Raw genomic sequence first — 17,271 nt, 5'->3', positions numbered from 1 at the left:
CATCCATTAAGTCGTTAAAAAACAAGAGAAAAAAGATTTGAAAACGCAACCTTATTATTCAAACAGACAGAAAAACAGCAAGCTTATATGCTTACTGTTTTTCTGTCTGTCTGTTTAATTACAATGTTCCTGAACGAATAATAGAAATGAGGAGCCAAATGCCCATTAAACCTGCACCTAAAAAAATGACAATCCCAATCACAGAAACACTTGAACTTTCCGCCATTGCGACAATAATAGCTGACGAAAGAATCAGTGCCGCAATAATCAACGCGAAAACTAATCGGTTAACCATTTTATTGAGGCCTTTCCATTTATTATCGGCATCCACTAGCTCAATGTGTAACTTTGCTCTGCCACTATTCGCATTCGTTAATAGTTGTCTTAATTGGTTTGGGAAACCAATGATATCTTTTGACAGTTTGTAGCTCGTAATCGCTAACTTTTCTTTAGAAATAGAATCATAAAGAGACAAATCATCGCTCGCTTGTAGATAAAGATTAGCAACTTTCAAGACATTTATTTCTGGATCTAATTCCGCTAAAATACCTTCAAGCATGCCCATCGACTTAACCAACATCGTAAAATCAGTGGGAATAATAATGCGATGCTTTTGGGTTACTTCCAAAATATCAGAAAACAGCGTGCTCATGTTTATTTGTTGGTAACTTGCCGTTAAATAGGTTTCAAAAAAATAATTTAAATCCTCATAGAACTCATATTGATTAATCCGTTCTTTTGTTACACCTATTTTCAAAAGAATATTCATCACTAAATCAACGTCATTAAAAACAATTGCTTTTAATAATTTGATTAAACTTTCTTTATTTCCGACAGCTAGTTCGCCCATAATTCCAAAATCAATAAAGACAATTTTTTTATCTCTAATTAAGATGTTGCCAGGATGTGGGTCACCATGAAAATAACCATCTTTAAAAACTTGTGAAAAAAAGCAAACGATTAATTTTTCTGCAATATCTTTTTTAATGTAACCTTCTTTTTCTAATTTAGGTAAATTAAGAATTTTTATTCCTTCGATGTATTCTTCTACTAAGACTCTTTTCGAAACATAAGCAATTACTAGATTTGGTACTCCAACAGATTCAAGCTCTCTATTGAATACTTTAAACTTAAGCAATGCAGTCGCTTCATTTCTAAAATCTAGTTCAATCTTTGTAGCTTCTTCAATTTCTTTGAGAGCTAAATCAGAATCAGAGATCAAATCTTTTATCGTATTTGGCGCTAACGATAGAATTCGAGAAAATAAAGCAATGTCTCTTAACAAATTTTCTTCGATATCTGGGCGTTGAACCTTTACAATAACCTCCTCACCATTTTTCATCCTAGCACGGTGAACTTGTGCAATAGATGCACTAGCTAGTGGTATTTCTTCTATTTGATCAAAAACCATTTTAATTTCTTCACCAAATTCTTCTTTAAAAATACGTTGGATATCACTAAAAGGAAAAGGAGGAACGTTATCTTGTAGTTTGGACAGTTCGTCAATGTAGTCTTGTGGCAATAAATCTGGACGAGTAGAAATAATTTGCCCGATTTTAATAAAGCTAGATCCTAATTCTTCAAAGGCTTTACGAAGACTAACGGCATCTTGCTTTTGATTGGCATTTTTAAACTTCGTTCGGTAGAGATAGCCAAATCCATACGAAGCAAGAACCGTTGCAATCTCTCTTAATCGTTCACCACCTGACTTTTCCATCTCTTAACCTCCACTAACCGTTAATAACTTATTGCTTACTCCTTAATTCATCTACTTTTTGTGTTAATTCTGCTACTTTTCTTTCCAATTCATCAATATCTTTTCTATGTGTTGCTGTCATCTCAATTAAGTGTGCTTCGACATCTTCATGATTATTCGATTCTCTTTCGCTGCCATTTTTACGTTGCACTAATTCTTCTTTTAAGCGCTTGCCTTCCTCTACCGAAAGTTTGCCTTTCTTTTCTAAATTCTCAACGACTTCTTGAGCTTTCTCATAAGTTAGAGCAGCTCCCCCGATTCCTGCGAATACCAATTTCTTTAATTCTTCCATCATCATCTTTTCCTTCCTCTCTTTTTTAAAAAATGGCATCTAGCTGCTCACAGTATAACATGAAAGCGAAATCACATGAAGAATGAGCCCTTTATGCTAGCAATTTACATTAAACAAAAAAAGACGAAGCCTGCTCGTCTTTTTCTTATTTAAGAATCTATTATTGCTTCAATTCTGCCAAACGTCACTTTTTTCACTGTTTTATTTTTATAAAGGACAAGTCAGCTCTATAAATTAACCAACTCGTCCGTTTTCACTCTTTTCCAGAGGAGTTAGATAAAAAACATCTGCAACTCGTTCGTTTTCGTATTAAAAGTGCCCAGTGGAAAGAATTTCAAAAAAACTCGTCTGTTTTCATAGATACAATTTGTTACCTTACTTAAAAAGAGTGATTGATCAGTTAATTCTACTTAGTTTCCGTTGGCAAATGTGCCGATTGGAAGTTGGTCATTTAATATCTCTCCATTTGGATCCAGTCCAGCTTTTTGAGTTTGTCCTGTTTTCCAAAATAAACCTAATATAGCTAAAGAAACAAGGAATGCTAAGATATAGGTCAATCCTGTTAATCCCATTCGCAACCCAATTGGTTCACTAATAATATAAACCACACAGGCATACAACATGAATACCCCAGGAATTAAGGTTACTAAAAAGTTTTTATCCTTCAAGAATAGATAACGCGTTGATATAAAGAGTGCGATAACGGCAGTCACTTGGTTTGCCCAAGTGAAATATCTCCATAATATAGTGAAATCCATATTTGTTAACACAAAAGAAATAGCAAACAATGGTAAAGTAACCATGAGGATTTTCTTAATGGTATCTTGTTTGATGTGTAAATAATCAGATAAAATAATACGCAAACTTCTAAAAGCAGATAAACCTGAAGAAATGGGTAAAACGATAACACCTAGAATAGCAATTGTACCAAGAACGTTTCCTAACAATAAAATAGAAACTTGATTGACCACTGCTGAAGGGGTACCAGCGCTGATCATTTGGCTCAGCGTTTGACCGTCAAATAAAGACATGGATGCTGCTGCCCAAATCATGGCAATAACGCCTTCTGCAATCATCATGCCATAAAAAGTAAATCGGCCTTCGCACTCATTTGTACTGGTACGTGCAACCATCGGAGCCTGTGTTGCATGGAATCCTGAGATTGCTCCACAAGAAATAGTAAAAAATAAAGCAGGAAATATCGGTGTACCCCCTGGATTAAAATTTTGCATATTGCCTAGTGTTAAGTTTGGTATAGTGTGTCCACCAAACAATAAACTAACGCCAATAGCAATGGTACTGATGATTAAAATACCACCAAACCAAGGGTACACTTTACCCATTGCTTTATCAATTGGTAAAATAGTTGAGATGATGTAGTAAACAAAAATTAATACTACAATTGTGCCTGTCGTTAACCAACTTGGTGTAATGCTTTCTATCAAGCTTGCAGGTGATGTTACAAAAACAGTCCCGACTAACATTAATAACAGTATTGAAAAGATGTTAACCACGTGTTTAACGGGTTTTCCTAAATATTTACTAGCTAATTCTGGTAATTGAGCACCATTATTGCGAAGGGAGATCATCCCGATCATATAATCATGGACTGCCCCGCCAAATATACACCCAACAATAATCCATATATAAGCAACGGGTCCATATAGGGCTCCCATAATAGGGCCAAAAATGGGGCCTGTTCCAGCAATGTTTAACAATTCTATAATAGCATTTTTCGATTTTGACATCGGAACAAAATCATATCCGTCCTTTAATACTTCTGCAGGAGTCGCACGGTCTGGATCAATTAAAAAATTCTTTTCAATGTATTTCCCGTACGTAAAATAACCTAAAACCAAGAATACTATTCCACCAACTAACGTTACCATCTTCATTTCCTCCTTTTGAATTCATGACTGAAATCCTTTTTATTTAATACCTTAATTTTACTGAAAAAGAATAACCGATAAATGATTTCAAACCTGAGATGCCAAGAATCGCCTTTCAGATACACTTAATAAGCTTTGAAAGGAATCAAGAAGGAAACGCTCCATATTTTTAAAACAAATAAAAAAAAGCTTGCCCGATGCATTAAAAAATGTCGGGTAAGCTTTACGTTTGATTTAAAAGAGACTAACCGAAGTAATTGATCCCCATTGCAACTTTAACTTCAGATAAGGTCTGCGCTGCTACTTTTTCAGCAGCTAGGCTACCATTTTTCAGCATACGGTAAACTTCATTTTTGTCTTTTGCAAAATGTTCTCTGTTTTCTCTAATCGGCTGTAGGAATTCTTGTAAAATATCATTTAAGTATAGCTTGATTTTCACGTCTCCCAAACCACCATGTTGGTACTCTTCTTTTAAGGATTGAATTTTTTCTTTATCTGTTCCAAAGACATCCAAATACGTGAAGACAACGTTGCCTTCTACTTTTCCAGGATCGGTTACGTGAATGTGATCTGGATCGGTATACATACTCATGACTTTTTTCTTAATATCATCGGACGAATCCGATAAGTAGATACCATTTTTCAATGATTTACTCATTTTTCCTTTGCCGTCAATGCCGACTAATCGTTCTTGCCCTTTTTCAGGAAGAATGCCTTCTGGCAGAACCAATGTGTTTGTATTGTAAATTCGATTAAAATCTTTCACAATTTCTCTGGTTTGTTCAATCATTGGTTTTTGATCTTCTCCGACAGGTACATGTGTGCCTTTAAAGGCTGTAATATCAGCTGCTTGACTAACCGGATACATGAAAAAGCCAGCTGGGATGCTTTCGCCAAAGTTCTTTTCATTGATTTCTGATTTTACTGTTGGATTGCGTTTTAATCGTGAAACCGTTACTAAGTTTAAATAGTACATCGTTAATTCTGCTAGTTGTGGAATTTGAGATTGTACAAAAATTGTTGATTTAGCTGGGTCTAAGCCTACTGCTAAATAATCTAACGCAACTTCAAACAAACTATCTTGTATTTTTTTAGGATCTTTTGCATTATCTGTTAGTGCTTGTTGATCTGCAATCATAATGAAATTTTTATTTTCTTCATCACCTTGTAGCATCACTCTATTTTTCAAAGAGCCAACATAATGACCTAAATGTAGTTTTCCAGTTGGTCTATCACCTGTTAATATTGTTTTACTCATTGATTGATTCCTCACTTTTTATTGGTATCGTTTTATTTATCTTATTCATCATAACACATTCTGAATCGTTCTTATCATTGATTTCTATTAAAAATGATAGAGATTCTTCATTTGAAAATCTCTATCGTTTTAATCCACTAGTATTTTTGGTATAATGGAATTATGAAAACGATTACCACTCACCAAACGAATATGGATAAAGAATAAGGAGGACATTTCAAATGAAAGAGAAACAATTTACCTTTTATAACGGTACGACTGTTCCCTACATCGGTTTCGGTACGTGGCAGATTCCAAATGAAGAGGCGTATGATGCTGTAACCATGACTATCAAGAATGGCTACACGCATATTGATACTGCCTTAGCCTATCGAAATGAAGAAAATGTTGGAAAAGCCATTAAAGATTCTGGCTTATCCCGTGACGCTATTTTTCTAACAAGTAAATTACCTGCGAAAATTAAAGGATACGATGAAACATTAGAAGCTTTCAATACGACGCTTACAAATCTAGGAATGGATTACATTGATCTTTACCTTATTCATGCGCCCTGGCCATGGGACGAAATCGGCAAAGATTGTACGAAAGAAAATATTCAAACTTGGAAAGCAATGGAAAAATTATACAACGATAAAAAAATCTGTGCGATTGGCGTCTCTAACTTTTCAATAGAGGATATCCAGGCTTTAATCGATGCATGCGACATTGTACCAATGGCTAACCAAATCCCTTTCTATATTGGAAGAGACCAAAAAGATTTATTGGCTTTTTGTAAAACAAATAACATTCTTGTTGAAGCTTATTCACCCTTAGCTACAGGCGATATCTTAGATAGTCCTAAGATAGTTGGGATGGCCAAAAAATATAACGTAACTCCTGCTCAGTTGTCTATTCGTTACTGTATAGAAAAAGAGACGTTGCCTTTACCAAAATCGATTCATGAAAGTCGTATCATTGAAAATAGTCAACTTGATTTCACTATCTCTCCAGCAGACGTGGAAATATTAGATGCGATAAAAGATGTACGCGAAAACTAACTAGTAAATGTGAATGAAGAAAGAAAAAGTCAATTTGAGGCGCTTTTTCTTTCTTTTTATTTTTTATTCATTTTCACTAAGAAAAATTCTACTAAATTAGAACGCTTTTTTAACAACCTCTTTATGAGAAAAAGATTAAGTTAGTTTAGTCGAAATCTTAGCCTTATCTTTTCTCTAGCTCGTTTATGTTATTTGGAATGGGTGTTCCCTGGACAGTAATAGTTACCTATAGGGCTCCCATTACTACAAATAATGACATTTTCTTAAGGGATAATTAATTTTTTAGTGTTAGAATAAGGGTGATTACCATGGGTAAATTACGTGGAAAATACGTTGAATCATTAGCAGCTACTCAAGGGAACTTGCGTAGGATAGCTGACTGTCTTTGTTAAAGAACATTTGATTAAACCCTTTGCTACTTAAGACAGTTGACTGACTCTATTCAAGAATAAACCATGCATTTATCTATCAAAGAAAGGAGAATGAGTTATGTTTATCATCATAAATTACGTCAATTCTATTTTTGAACAGTTACCACAAACCCCAGAGATGGTTAAATTAAAACAAAAAATGTTATCAGATATGGAAAAAAGATACGCACAATTAATCACTGAAAACCAAAACCAACAGCAAGCCACGGCTAGCGTTTTAGCTGAATTTGGTGACGTAGATAACTACTTTACTAAAATAAACTTATCTACTGAAGAATCTGAGGTTGACAAAACAACGCTTAGTTGGTCAAAAGCTGAAGTCGAAATGTTTAAGGCTCATCGTTCGAGGTTTAGTTTAGCTGTTGCCAGTGGTGTTTCTCTTATATTATTTTCTCCAGTATTCTCTTTACTCATCCAAGAAACCGCACCTTTTCTCCCTTTCTTTTCTTCTTTAGAATCTACGCAACTGATCTTATTTTCTTTGGTTCCAGTTTTACTTTTAAACGCTATTGCTATTAGCTTATTCGTTGCTTTTGGCATGAAAGAACGAGAGTTTAATCTAGAAGGAAAACTGATTTCAGTCGATTCTCTAACACAGTCCGAATTAGCTCAAGAAAAAACAGAGTACCAATCGCAATTTACGAGAGGAATAACAATGGGTATCCTCTTTTGTATTGTAGGAGTTGTTTTTCTTTTAGTCTCTTTACTATTTATCAATTCAAATCCATTTTGGCCGCTTATCTTTTTACTCAGCTTTGTTTCTATTGGTGTCTTTCTTTTCGTATTTTTCGGCATTATCTATGCCACTTACAATAAGCTGCTTTCCGTTGGCAACTATACTCCAAAAAAAATAGCTAGTGAACGATTAACAACTAACGTGGCTAACGTCGTTTTCCCACTTGCTGCAGGAATTTACGTTATTTCAGGTTTATTGTTCCAGACATGGTCACCTGGTTGGATGATTTTCCCAATTCTAGGTATCGGTTTTGGTCTATTTGCTACTATTGCTGAAAACACTTCCTTATTTTGTCCAAAAAAACCTAAAAAATAAAAATAGCCTTCTCTCTTACAAAGTTCGCCCTGTAAGAGGTTGAAGGCTATTTTTATTTTTCATCAATCCCAACTCATTTACTAATAACCATTAGATTTGCATTCGTTTTTCCCATTCAAACATAATAACTTTTCTATGAGAAACAAATAAAACTATAAACATAATTGCACTAATAATGATCGATAATACAGATGGAATAGGATTAGTTGTCCAATTAAGGAAAAGAAATAGTGCTGGAAAAAAACCTAAAATAACCACAATCAACAAGTAAAGAATGTAATCTCCTACTTCTAGGAAAATAATTTTCACTGAAATCGTTAACGCTAAGTCAGCAAAAATACAAATAACTGGAATCACATAAGTTGTTGACCAACCATTCCACTCCAATGAATAATCTAAATAGATGCTAATCACAGAAACAATAATCAATAAGTAAAGAATGCTTTTAGCAATATTTCTTCTTTTTCTAATTAAAGTATAAACCACTGTCCATAAACTCACGATACCAAGTACGGCTAGTTTTAATCCTTGACTTTGATCTAGCCAAATTTCTTCTATTCCTATGAACAATAGCCCTATTATGATTGTAAAAATCATTAATAGACTAAAAACTTTTTTTATATTGTAGCGTAAGGGAATGGGTGGATAAGGATTAGATTCAGCTGTTGCAGCTTTTTGATCAAGTGCTTGACCACATAAGGGACAGTCTTTCCAATTGCCTTCGATGGCGGTCTGGCATACTGAACAATAACTCATTAGCTCTCCTCTCCTAACTCAGCAGTCGTCACTTGGTTAACCGCAACGCTCACGGGCAAACCTGCTTCACTTAAAAAACGACTAAATTCTTTTTGAATAGATACGTCAATAAAAGGCGACGTAAAACTAATCGTTAAGTTATCCTCGTAGCTAATCATACAAAATTGTGGTCTAACAGCTGATGTTTTAAAATAAACTTGCTTAATGTAGGTATTGATAGGATGCGGTAAAGCTAATTGTCCCAAATTAGACATCGCAACCGTTACCTTTCGGTTATTTTGTCGATTAATCAGTTTTAGAATAGCATCTTTAAAGGGTCTTAGCGAAACTCGTGCAATTGGATGGTATTCTGCTTTAATTAATTTATTTAGCCGCTGCGATAATCTTTCAGGTTCTAAGTGGTGGCGTAACTGCTCACTTAAACTTATACAAAGATGATTAAAATCATCTTCTTCTCCATACGTATATTCTAATAAAACCGTACTAAAAAAGTTACGAGCAGAGTTCGAATTGTAAAATTGTCGTAAGTTAACTGGAACAGAAATAGCAATTGTATCCGTTTGTTTAAAATTCACTTCGGCTTTTCTAATAGCCTCAAAAAATAAAGCAATTAGATAAATTGTTAAAGAGACTTGTTGTTTTTTAGCCAATTGGAGTGTTTCTTTTAATGGGACACTTAAGTCCACTACTCGAGGACGGTTATCTGGCGTTTTTTTATTTCTTATTTGATAGATATGTTTTTTATTGGATTCTATTTTTGTAGACGAACCGAACCAAGAAGATGTTTTCTTACCATACTTTACAACTATTTTACCTGCTTGCTTACTTGTTTTGACAACAGAGAAGAATGCGGATCGAGCAGCATCACTAAAGGTATTTTGACCTTCTTGACGGAAATGTTGATTGAAACTATCTTCTAAATGTTGTTCTATCTCGAGAGGTGTTTTTTCCCACTTGTTTTCAGCAATCTCATGTACCCGCAAATAAACATACTCTTTAACGAGATCCTCAAAAAACCACATTGCGCCTATCCCATCTGATAACACATGAAAAACTTCTAAATGAATGCGATTTTCTTGATAGATGACTCTAAACAATAGTTCTTTTTGATCAAAATGATAAAGTTGGGAACAGGGTGGCAAGACTTCTGCTACCACTTTAGGCTTTATTTCACTCATCACTAAATAATACCAAAAGACTCCTCGTCTCAGCACACTATGGTAAAGCAAGTATTGTTCATAGGTTTTGTCTAGCGCCTTTTGCAACAGTTTAGGATCAACAAAATCAGTCATTTCTGCTGTTAAACGAAAAACCTTTGTGTCTCTGTTCGTCATCGCAGCTAAAAAAATATTAGAAGCATTATCCAGTCGTACCCAGGTTTTTCGTTTCATCTTATTTTCTCCTTTTCTTTCTTATTTCCTACTCCTCGTCTAAAAAGTTATTTATCTGTTGATAAGCTTCTATCACTAACTTTGAGATTTTAGGATACGTAATAAATCCATGAACACTCTCTTTAACTCGAGAAACGCGTACCGTATTCCCAGCATTTTTTAGTGCTTTTGCGTATGCCTCACCTTCATCTCGCAAGGGATCATTTTCAGATGTCAGAATCAACGTATTCGGTTGTCTAGTAAGATCAGTTGCTATTAATGGGGATATATAAGGACTTTTCCTTTTCTCTCTATCTGGTTGATACAAATCCATATACTCACTTACTTTTTTTGCAGTTAATCCGTAATCTGTTCCCTTTGTTCTGATCGATTCATAGGGTGAATTTTCCGTGTGATCCCAGTAGGTAATAGGGTAAAGTAAAATTTGTTTTTGTGGATAGTCTTTTCGATTATCTCGTAGCAACAAAGAAACAGCAGCTGCTAGATTTCCACCAGCTGAATCGCCAATTAAGGTTAACTGGGATGCGCTTGTTAGTCCAATTAACGATAGATTATCTAGCATCGCATCCGCAACACGGTAACAATCTTCTAGCCCCGCCGGATAAGGGAACTCCGGTGCTAGGCGATAATCTACTGAATAAACGGTCCTTCCGGTTAAATCAGCCATATTTATACAAGGTTTTGTGTACGTATTGATGTCTCCGATTACCCATCCACCACCGTGAAAAAATAATAAAACCTCGTCTGATTTCTTTTCAGCTGGCTTAAAAATACGTACCGGAATATCGTGACTTTTATCTGCTGAATAGATTTTCCGGTCTAAAATTCGATAGTTCGAGCGAATCGGTTTTCCTGAAAAAAGCCGTTGAACCTTGCGAATCCAAAGATAATCTTCTTCCATGTTTATTTTTGGAGAAGACAATAATTTTAAAGCTATTTTAACGAGTGGTTTCATTTTTTTCACCTCTTATCTATTATTTCCCAACTAATTTAGCAAGCTTAATTTCTATCTTTTCCCTTTATTGTTATTATACAGTCTTTTAATCAACTAGACTAGCACGCTCAACTAGTCTATCTTTTTTCATTTCAATTTTTGATACGAAAGAAAGTTCACTACACTATTGGTGTCAGCGAACTTTCTTTTGTGTTTCTACTTTATTTTAAAAAGTTTTTAGCTAGCTATTAAACGTATTAAATGGAGTTACCCAATTAATTGTTTTTGCTCATTATAAAAATTCTTATAAGCCATGTAGCTGGCAATTACAGAGGCAATACTCGTTGTAGAAAGTAGCATAAACGTTACCATGATTTGATATTTTATCGCATCATTCGGATCGACTCCGGCAAACATTAGACCTGACATCATTCCTGGTAAACTAACTAGTCCAACTGTCTTAGCTGAATCAATTGTTGGCGACATACCAGCTTTAATACTATCTCTAACAATGGAGATAGAGGCTTGTTTTAAGTCTGCTCCTAAAGCTAATTTTTCTAAAACTTGTTGCCTTTGGTCAGTAAATTTCCCATTTAAATTTCGGTAACTAATCCCAATAGCAATCATTGAGTTGCTGGCGATCATTCCTGTAATAGGAACGATTTGAGAAGGTTTGAAGATAAGTGAACCAGATAGCAACAAGATCGCTAAGGTTAGAGATGTCGCCGTTAAAATAGCAATAAAAGAGATTTTAAAAGCATTTGGAAGTCCTTGACTTCTTTTGCCAGCATTATAAGAAGCATTAAAAATAATAACTAGTACCATGGTAAACGTAATAATATTATTATCCAATTTAAAAATATAACCTAGAACATACCCAACAATAACTAATTGAATGACTGCTCTAATAACGCCAATAATAATATCTTTTCCTAAATCTAATTTTTCTCGATAGACAATTGCTAAGGCAACTAAAACTAGTCCCATTGCAAAAACCAACGAGGTATTATTGATGCTCAAGTCCATTTTTTTCTTCCACTCCTCCATTAATAATGTTTATCACTCGATCTGATTCCTCTACTTCACTAGAGTTGTGTGTCACCCATAAGACAGTAATCTGCTTAGTTTGATTCATTTCTTTTACAAAGCGGCCAATAACTTGTTTATTTTCTTCATCCAATGCGCTAGTAACTTCATCAAGTAAAAGAACTTCCGGTAAAAACAAGACATTGCGTATCAAAGCAATTCGCTGTTTTTCTCCACCCGACAAGTCGTTGATATTTTTTGTCAAATAGCTTTCATCTAATCCTACTTTTTCTAAGTAACTTATTGCTTTATCTTGATCAAACAATATTTGCCTAATCTCATATGGAAAAATCAAATTATCTTCCACTGTTTTTCCAAACAATACAGCCGTTTGGAAACCATACGATACTTCTTTACGGTAGTCAATTGGGTTGTACTCTTCAATTTTTTTACCTTTGTAGTGAATAGTTCCAGCTGTTTGAGAAAGCATAGAAGCGATTATTTTTAATAAAGTGCTTTTGCCACTTCCAGATGGTCCAGTAATCGTTACAAACTCTCCTTTGTCTACTGAAAAGCTCACATCATTCAAAATTAATTTATCGGCTACTTTAAAACTCACATGGTTTAATTCAACGATTGACTCATACATACTTATTCTCCTTTTTTTAAAAAATTTGCTTAAAAAGTATAAAAAGTTGCTCTGTTAAGGAACAACTTCTATTATAGCAAGTATGAAAGCCAAGAAACAAATATATATGTCTCTTGGCTTTCTACTACAGGTATTTAATTGATCCGTTTTTATTTTTACTAATTAGCGGTGACTATCACAACTACTTAGACAACGTCGCCTCTCCATGCAGACATACCGCCCATGATATTCGTAACAGTGAATCCATCTTTAGCTAGGTATTGACAGGCCATTGCGGAACGTCCGCCTGAATGACACATAACAAAATACTCTTTCCCTTTTTCAAGTCTGTCGTTTAAATTCGGAAAATCACTAAGGGGTAAATGGATAGCCCATTCAATATGACCATTTTCCCACTCGTCTAGCTCACGAACATCAACCAAAGGACGCGTTGTTTTTTTCCACTCTTGTGCAAATTCTGGCATTGAAATAGATTGATACATTAGTTGGCCACTTTTTCTGAATTTACTACAGAATAAAGTGCAAAAGCACCATCTAAGTTTTTAGCAGTAAATCCGTTTTGTTTTAAGATACGTTCTGCAATGTAGCTACGTAAGCCACTTTGACAGCTAACAATAATGGGTTGTTCTTTTGGCAATTCATCTAAACGCTCACGTAAATCATCTAACGGAATATTTAGAGCGTCTTTTAATTTGCCATCCGTTGCTAATTCACTTTCTGTTCGAACGTCTAGTAACAACCAACCCTCTTCTTGCATACGTTCTAATTCGTGCCATTGAACAGATTCAGATAAGCCTTCCATCATGTTCGTTGCTGCATAACCTGCCATATTAACAGGATCTTTAGCTGAACCAAATGGCGGAGCGTATGTGAATTCTAATTCTGGTAAGTCTTCAACAGTCAATTCCCCTTTGATAGCTGTTGCTATGATATCAATTCTTTTATCTACACCATCTTCTCCAATGGATTGTGCTCCATAAATTTTACCAGTAGCAGCATTAAATAAAAGTTTCAATAAAATAGTGCTCGCATTAGGGTAGTAACCTGCATGGTTTTTACCTTGCACGTGAACAACATCATATTCTAAGCCACTTTGTTTCAATTGGCGTTCGTTCAAACCTGTTGATGCAGCTACCACGGCAAATACGCGTACAATTGCTGTACCGATACTGCCTTTGTTCTTTCTATTTAGCCCGCTAATCACATCGGCAACTTGTCTACCTTGACGGTTGGCAGGTGAAGCTAAGGCAATCATTGTCTCTTCACCAGTAATTTGTTGTTTAACAATAATGGCATCACCAACGGCATAAATATCTTTAACACTTGTTTCGTAATTTGAATCTACCACAATTCCACCACGAATACCTGTTTGGATATTAGCTGTTTTTGCAACAGTTGTCTCTGGAATAACCCCTACAGACATTAATGTTAAATCACTTTCTAATTCTTCGCCATTTTCCAATACAACTATGCGGCCTTTTTCTTTAAAAGCACTCGCTGCAAGATTGGTATGCAATTTAACACCATTTCTTTCTAATTCTTTTGTTAAATAAGCAGCCATTTCTTCATCAAAAGGTGGCAATACGTGTGGTGCTTTTTCAATAATAGTGACATGGATACCACGATTGACCAAACTTTCTGCCATCTCTAAACCGATAAAGCCAGCTCCAATAACAACTGCTTTTTTAGGATTAAGTTTTTCTACGTGATTCATAATTTTATCTACATCCGGTACAGAACGTAAAGTGAAGACATTTTCAGCTTCAGCTAACCCTTCAGCTGGTGGTACAAATGCTTTAGATCCAGGAGAAAGAATTAATTTATCGTAAGATAACGTATACGTTCCTTCTTCAGATTTCACTTCAACTTCTTTTTTATCAGAATCAATAAACATGGCTTCACTATTAGGACGTACATCTAATCCAAAACGTGCATGCAATTGTTCTGGTGTTTGGACCAATAAGTCGCTTCTTTCTTCTATTTCACCTGCAATATAATAAGGCAAACCACAGTTGGCGAATGATACATACGGTCCTTTTTCTAATACAATAATTTCTGCTGTTTCATTTAAACGTCTCAATCTTGTTGCCGCAGACATTCCACCGGCTACTCCACCAATAATAACAATTTTCATTATAACTTTCCTCCTCTGACAGAACCTGCCCAGCTTGACATTCCGCCACGTACGTTCACAACATCTTGTCCTTTAGCTAATAATTGTTTGGTTGCTCTCTTGCTGCGCATCCCAGATTGGTATACAACGTAAGTCGTTCCTTTTGTAACATGATTTGCAACTTTCCCAAGCGGAACGTTTTTAGCACCTGAAATATGTCCAGCCTTGAATTCATGAGGCTCACGAACATCAATAATTTGCGGTTTCTCTACTAATTTATTTTCTAACTCTTTTGTAGAAATAGATGGTACTTTTTTAAAAAACATATTATTCCTCCTAATTTTTCATCTCATTACTTAGTGAATTTTGTTCAAAGATAACTATGAGTAAAATCGTATTAACCATTTTTTATAATACTCTTAACTTCAGCCTTTTTACATTTCAGCTATATACCCTTTACCGTATTCACATTATACCTATAAGGGTATTTTTTGTAAAGCTTTTTACCTCAAAAAAAAGATTGAGCAAAAGCCTCAATCTTTAATTTGTTTCTATTTAATTCAACTACTCTTTATTTTTAAAATTCCTAATCCTATTAATAAAGAACTATGTTACATCGATAAAGCAACTACTCTATTTCTACCTTGATCCTTAGCTTGATACAAACAACGATCTGCTAAACGATACAGTTTTTTTAAATCTTTATTTCCAGTTGAAGCTAACCCTATCGAAACAGTGACTTCTACACTGTTATCCTCTTCAAGTTTAAAGGGGTTTGAAGCAACGACCGCTCTTACCTTTTCAGCTAAATCATTTAACTCACTAGCTGTATAATTAGTTAAAATGAGGCAGAATTCTTCTCCACCTATACGGTAAATCTGCTCAGTATCTGGAGCATTTATCCTCAAAATCATCGCTAACTGCTGTAAAACTAAATTGCCATTTGGATGTCCATATGTATCATTAATTAGTTTAAAATGATCAACATCTAGCATCAAAAATGCAGTATTGTAATAAGTATCATTTTTCTGATTTAACTGCCATTGTCTATTGAACTCTCGCATATTTAGTAACCCTGTCAAATAATCTCGTTTTGCATATTCTTTTTCGCTTAAATACATTTGCCGATTTCGTATCATATCATCAACAAACAATTTTTCTAAGACAACTACTGTAGTAGAAATTAGCCAAAATAAAAAGAATACATTAAGACTGAACAAGATATTTCCAGTTAAATAATAAACATTAAAGCCAGCTGTTACTACAAAAAGAGTATTAAATAAAATCAATGTTGCACATCTATTAATAAAGGTAGGCAGATATTTGTATAGAACCGATAATATAACCCCTATTAAAATATAAGCCGTAGCGGACAAAACAGAAGCTTGATTGACTCCCCAATAGAGTCGCAAAATTGAAACAAAAATAGTTATTGGAATAGAAAATGTAGGTCCAAAATAATGAACTAAGAATATGATAATCACATGTCTCAAATCAATTTTCATATTTTCCGGCAAATCCAAAGAAAAAGACATCACAATAAAACTTGTTAATCCTGCAAATAAGAAAATCAATATTTTCTGTTTTTTATTTAGAATAAAATTTCTTTCATTAGGAATGAGTTTAATGCCTAAGTAAGACATCATACTAATAACAGAAAGATTGGCGATCGTACCCAGAAAGATTAATTTTATTATTTTAGTACCTCCTATCCTTTAGCTTAATTACATTATTCTACTTTTATTGATAGACCTCAGATTTGAAACTCTTTGATGGTTTGCCAAAGTGATAACCTTGTTGGAGAAGAATTCCTTGTTCTTTAAAAGCATTGCTAGTCAACTGATCTTCAATACCTTCTATTACCAATTCCAAATGATAGCTTTCTGCGAAATTTTTCCAAGCTTTTAAAAAAAGTTTAATTGTTTCATCGTCCATTCCTTTGTGGGCATACTTTACTAACGAAAATTTTATTTGATTGATGTGTTTAACATATTTTAGAACTTGTTCTAGCGAATTTCGCCCCGAGCCTACGTCATCTAAAGAAAGAGTGTATCCTTTTTCCTTTATTGATGAGAGGGCACATTCCAAATAACTATCAATCATTTTAACGTTCGAAAAATGAGCTATTTCAACAAAAAGTATGGGTGCTTCTGTTATTTCTATACCCAACTGTTTTTTAAATGGTTGCATTGCGCTCAAGAAAAGATGCGTTTCTCTATAAAGTAACTGTTTTGGTGCTAGATTGATAGAAAAATTTAACATTGGAAATGATACCACTATCTCTGTTAATTCTTTTTGAAACCAAGTTAAAAAAAGAGCGTGTTTTTGTTGATTGTTGATAATATCCTCCATATCGGAAGCAGGATAACAAGGACAATGGTGTGTGTTCCTCAATAAAACTTCGTAACCAAGAACTTGATCATTTTGCACATTTACTTTTGGTTGGAAATAGAGCTGAAAAGCGTCCATAGATAACCTCCTCTTCTACTATATAAAATCGGCTATTACTCGTTAATCTTAATGCAAACTTTTACTTATTTTTGATCTAATCTCCTAGCCTAGGTATAATCAAAAAAAGGAATCGTATCGTAGTTAGTTTAGCACCTTAGATTAAAGATAGGTTCCCACTACTTTTTTTAGCTTTTACTCACTTTTAACTCTTATTCAGATTTTTGCTTACTGATTCGG

The 17,271-nt window shown here is 34.5% G+C and carries 16 protein-coding genes; 2 read left to right on the top strand and 14 right to left on the bottom strand.

Features of this window, described 5'->3' with window-relative positions; translation table 11 throughout:
- Positions 1 to 118 precede the first annotated feature (118 nt).
- From B9Y54_RS05630 to trpS, 4 genes are all read right to left on the bottom strand, one after another.
- Entirely contained in the window at positions 119 to 1,717 is a 1,599-nt protein-coding gene (locus B9Y54_RS05630) for an ABC1 kinase family protein (RefSeq protein ID WP_085559358.1), read from the bottom strand.
- Between the two features lie 28 nt (positions 1,718 to 1,745).
- Complete coding sequence (locus B9Y54_RS05625) at positions 1,746 to 2,054, bottom strand: phasin family protein (protein WP_085559357.1); 309 nt, start codon at positions 2,052 to 2,054, stop codon at positions 1,746 to 1,748.
- A 404-nt stretch (positions 2,055 to 2,458) separates the two neighbouring features.
- Complete coding sequence (locus tag B9Y54_RS05620; RefSeq protein ID WP_085559356.1) at positions 2,459 to 3,937, bottom strand: carbon starvation CstA family protein; 1,479 nt, start codon at positions 3,935 to 3,937, stop codon at positions 2,459 to 2,461.
- A 244-nt stretch (positions 3,938 to 4,181) separates the two neighbouring features.
- A complete protein-coding gene (gene trpS / locus B9Y54_RS05615; protein WP_085559355.1) occupies positions 4,182 to 5,195 on the bottom strand; it encodes a tryptophan--tRNA ligase in 1,014 nt (337 codons plus the stop codon).
- A 221-nt stretch (positions 5,196 to 5,416) separates the two neighbouring features.
- Between trpS and B9Y54_RS05610 the strand changes: the two genes are divergently transcribed.
- Both B9Y54_RS05610 and B9Y54_RS05605 read left to right on the top strand, forming a co-directional pair.
- Positions 5,417 to 6,232 carry an aldo/keto reductase gene (locus tag B9Y54_RS05610; RefSeq protein ID WP_085559354.1) on the top strand — a complete coding sequence of 272 codons (816 nt, stop codon included), beginning with the start codon at positions 5,417 to 5,419 and terminating at the stop codon, positions 6,230 to 6,232.
- Between the two features lie 489 nt (positions 6,233 to 6,721).
- Entirely contained in the window at positions 6,722 to 7,714 is a 993-nt protein-coding gene (locus tag B9Y54_RS05605; protein WP_085559353.1) for a hypothetical protein, read from the top strand.
- Positions 7,715 to 7,804: 90 nt separating this feature from the next.
- Here B9Y54_RS05605 and B9Y54_RS05600 read toward each other — a convergent pair whose 3' ends face one another.
- The 10 genes from B9Y54_RS05600 to B9Y54_RS05555 all read right to left on the bottom strand — a co-directional run bounded on the left by B9Y54_RS05600 (position 7,805) and on the right by B9Y54_RS05555 (position 17,052).
- Positions 7,805 to 8,470, bottom strand: coding sequence for a DUF6320 domain-containing protein (locus tag B9Y54_RS05600; RefSeq protein ID WP_085559352.1), 666 nt, complete (start codon positions 8,468 to 8,470; stop codon positions 7,805 to 7,807).
- Complete coding sequence (locus B9Y54_RS05595) at positions 8,470 to 9,861, bottom strand: alcohol acetyltransferase (RefSeq protein WP_085559351.1); 1,392 nt, start codon at positions 9,859 to 9,861, stop codon at positions 8,470 to 8,472. The genes B9Y54_RS05600 and B9Y54_RS05595 overlap by 1 nt, the downstream gene beginning before the upstream one ends.
- 28 nt (positions 9,862 to 9,889) lie before the next feature.
- Entirely contained in the window at positions 9,890 to 10,816 is a 927-nt protein-coding gene (locus tag B9Y54_RS05590; protein WP_090004978.1) for an alpha/beta hydrolase, read from the bottom strand.
- 246 nt (positions 10,817 to 11,062) lie between these two features.
- Complete coding sequence (locus B9Y54_RS05585; protein ID WP_085559350.1) at positions 11,063 to 11,821, bottom strand: ABC transporter permease; 759 nt, start codon at positions 11,819 to 11,821, stop codon at positions 11,063 to 11,065.
- On the bottom strand, positions 11,802 to 12,470 hold the full coding sequence (locus B9Y54_RS05580; protein WP_085559349.1) for an ABC transporter ATP-binding protein: 669 nt from the start codon (positions 12,468 to 12,470) through the stop codon (positions 11,802 to 11,804). The genes B9Y54_RS05585 and B9Y54_RS05580 overlap by 20 nt, the downstream gene beginning before the upstream one ends.
- Before the next feature lie 185 nt (positions 12,471 to 12,655).
- On the bottom strand, positions 12,656 to 12,952 hold the full coding sequence (locus B9Y54_RS05575) for a rhodanese-like domain-containing protein (protein ID WP_085559348.1): 297 nt from the start codon (positions 12,950 to 12,952) through the stop codon (positions 12,656 to 12,658).
- Positions 12,952 to 14,604, bottom strand: a complete 1,653-nt coding sequence (locus tag B9Y54_RS05570; protein WP_085559347.1) for an FAD-dependent oxidoreductase — start codon at positions 14,602 to 14,604, stop codon at positions 12,952 to 12,954. Before B9Y54_RS05570 ends, B9Y54_RS05575 begins: the two co-directional genes overlap by 1 nt.
- Complete coding sequence (locus tag B9Y54_RS05565; RefSeq protein WP_085559346.1) at positions 14,604 to 14,909, bottom strand: rhodanese-like domain-containing protein; 306 nt, start codon at positions 14,907 to 14,909, stop codon at positions 14,604 to 14,606. Before B9Y54_RS05565 ends, B9Y54_RS05570 begins: the two co-directional genes overlap by 1 nt.
- A gap of 285 nt (positions 14,910 to 15,194) precedes the next feature.
- A complete protein-coding gene (locus tag B9Y54_RS05560; RefSeq protein WP_085559345.1) occupies positions 15,195 to 16,229 on the bottom strand; it encodes a GGDEF domain-containing protein in 1,035 nt (344 codons plus the stop codon).
- A 94-nt stretch (positions 16,230 to 16,323) separates the two neighbouring features.
- Complete coding sequence (locus B9Y54_RS05555) at positions 16,324 to 17,052, bottom strand: EAL domain-containing protein (RefSeq protein ID WP_085559344.1); 729 nt, start codon at positions 17,050 to 17,052, stop codon at positions 16,324 to 16,326.
- Between the last annotated feature and the right edge of the window lie 219 nt (positions 17,053 to 17,271).

The organism is Carnobacterium iners (assembly GCF_900177385.1).
Lineage (GTDB): Bacteria > Bacillota > Bacilli > Lactobacillales > Carnobacteriaceae > Carnobacterium_A > Carnobacterium_A iners.
Note: the sequence above shows the minus strand (reverse complement) of the source record. Positions and strands in the feature narration are given on the sequence as shown.

Excerpts from the sequence above, each read along its gene's own strand:
- B9Y54_RS05625 (WP_085559357.1), bottom strand. The coding sequence starts at position 2,054 with ATGATGATGGAAGAATTAAAGAAATTGGTATTCGCAGGAATCGGGGGA.
- B9Y54_RS05595 (WP_085559351.1), bottom strand. The coding sequence starts at position 9,861 with ATGAAACGAAAAACCTGGGTACGACTGGATAATGCTTCTAATATTTTT.
- B9Y54_RS05600 (WP_085559352.1), bottom strand. The coding sequence starts at position 8,470 with ATGAGTTATTGTTCAGTATGCCAGACCGCCATCGAAGGCAATTGGAAA.
- B9Y54_RS05620 (WP_085559356.1), bottom strand. The coding sequence starts at position 3,937 with ATGGTAACGTTAGTTGGTGGAATAGTATTCTTGGTTTTAGGTTATTTT.
- B9Y54_RS05580 (WP_085559349.1), bottom strand. The coding sequence starts at position 12,470 with ATGTATGAGTCAATCGTTGAATTAAACCATGTGAGTTTTAAAGTAGCC.
- trpS (WP_085559355.1), bottom strand. The coding sequence starts at position 5,195 with ATGAGTAAAACAATATTAACAGGTGATAGACCAACTGGAAAACTACAT.
- B9Y54_RS05605 (WP_085559353.1), top strand. The coding sequence starts at position 6,722 with ATGTTTATCATCATAAATTACGTCAATTCTATTTTTGAACAGTTACCA.
- B9Y54_RS05585 (WP_085559350.1), bottom strand. The coding sequence starts at position 11,821 with ATGGACTTGAGCATCAATAATACCTCGTTGGTTTTTGCAATGGGACTA.
- B9Y54_RS05565 (WP_085559346.1), bottom strand. The coding sequence starts at position 14,909 with ATGTTTTTTAAAAAAGTACCATCTATTTCTACAAAAGAGTTAGAAAAT.
- B9Y54_RS05630 (WP_085559358.1), bottom strand. The coding sequence starts at position 1,717 with ATGGAAAAGTCAGGTGGTGAACGATTAAGAGAGATTGCAACGGTTCTT.
- B9Y54_RS05555 (WP_085559344.1), bottom strand. The coding sequence starts at position 17,052 with ATGGACGCTTTTCAGCTCTATTTCCAACCAAAAGTAAATGTGCAAAAT.
- B9Y54_RS05590 (WP_090004978.1), bottom strand. The coding sequence starts at position 10,816 with ATGAAACCACTCGTTAAAATAGCTTTAAAATTATTGTCTTCTCCAAAA.
- B9Y54_RS05570 (WP_085559347.1), bottom strand. The coding sequence starts at position 14,604 with ATGAAAATTGTTATTATTGGTGGAGTAGCCGGTGGAATGTCTGCGGCA.
- B9Y54_RS05575 (WP_085559348.1), bottom strand. The coding sequence starts at position 12,952 with ATGTATCAATCTATTTCAATGCCAGAATTTGCACAAGAGTGGAAAAAA.
- B9Y54_RS05560 (WP_085559345.1), bottom strand. The coding sequence starts at position 16,229 with ATGATGTCTTACTTAGGCATTAAACTCATTCCTAATGAAAGAAATTTT.
- B9Y54_RS05610 (WP_085559354.1), top strand. The coding sequence starts at position 5,417 with ATGAAAGAGAAACAATTTACCTTTTATAACGGTACGACTGTTCCCTAC.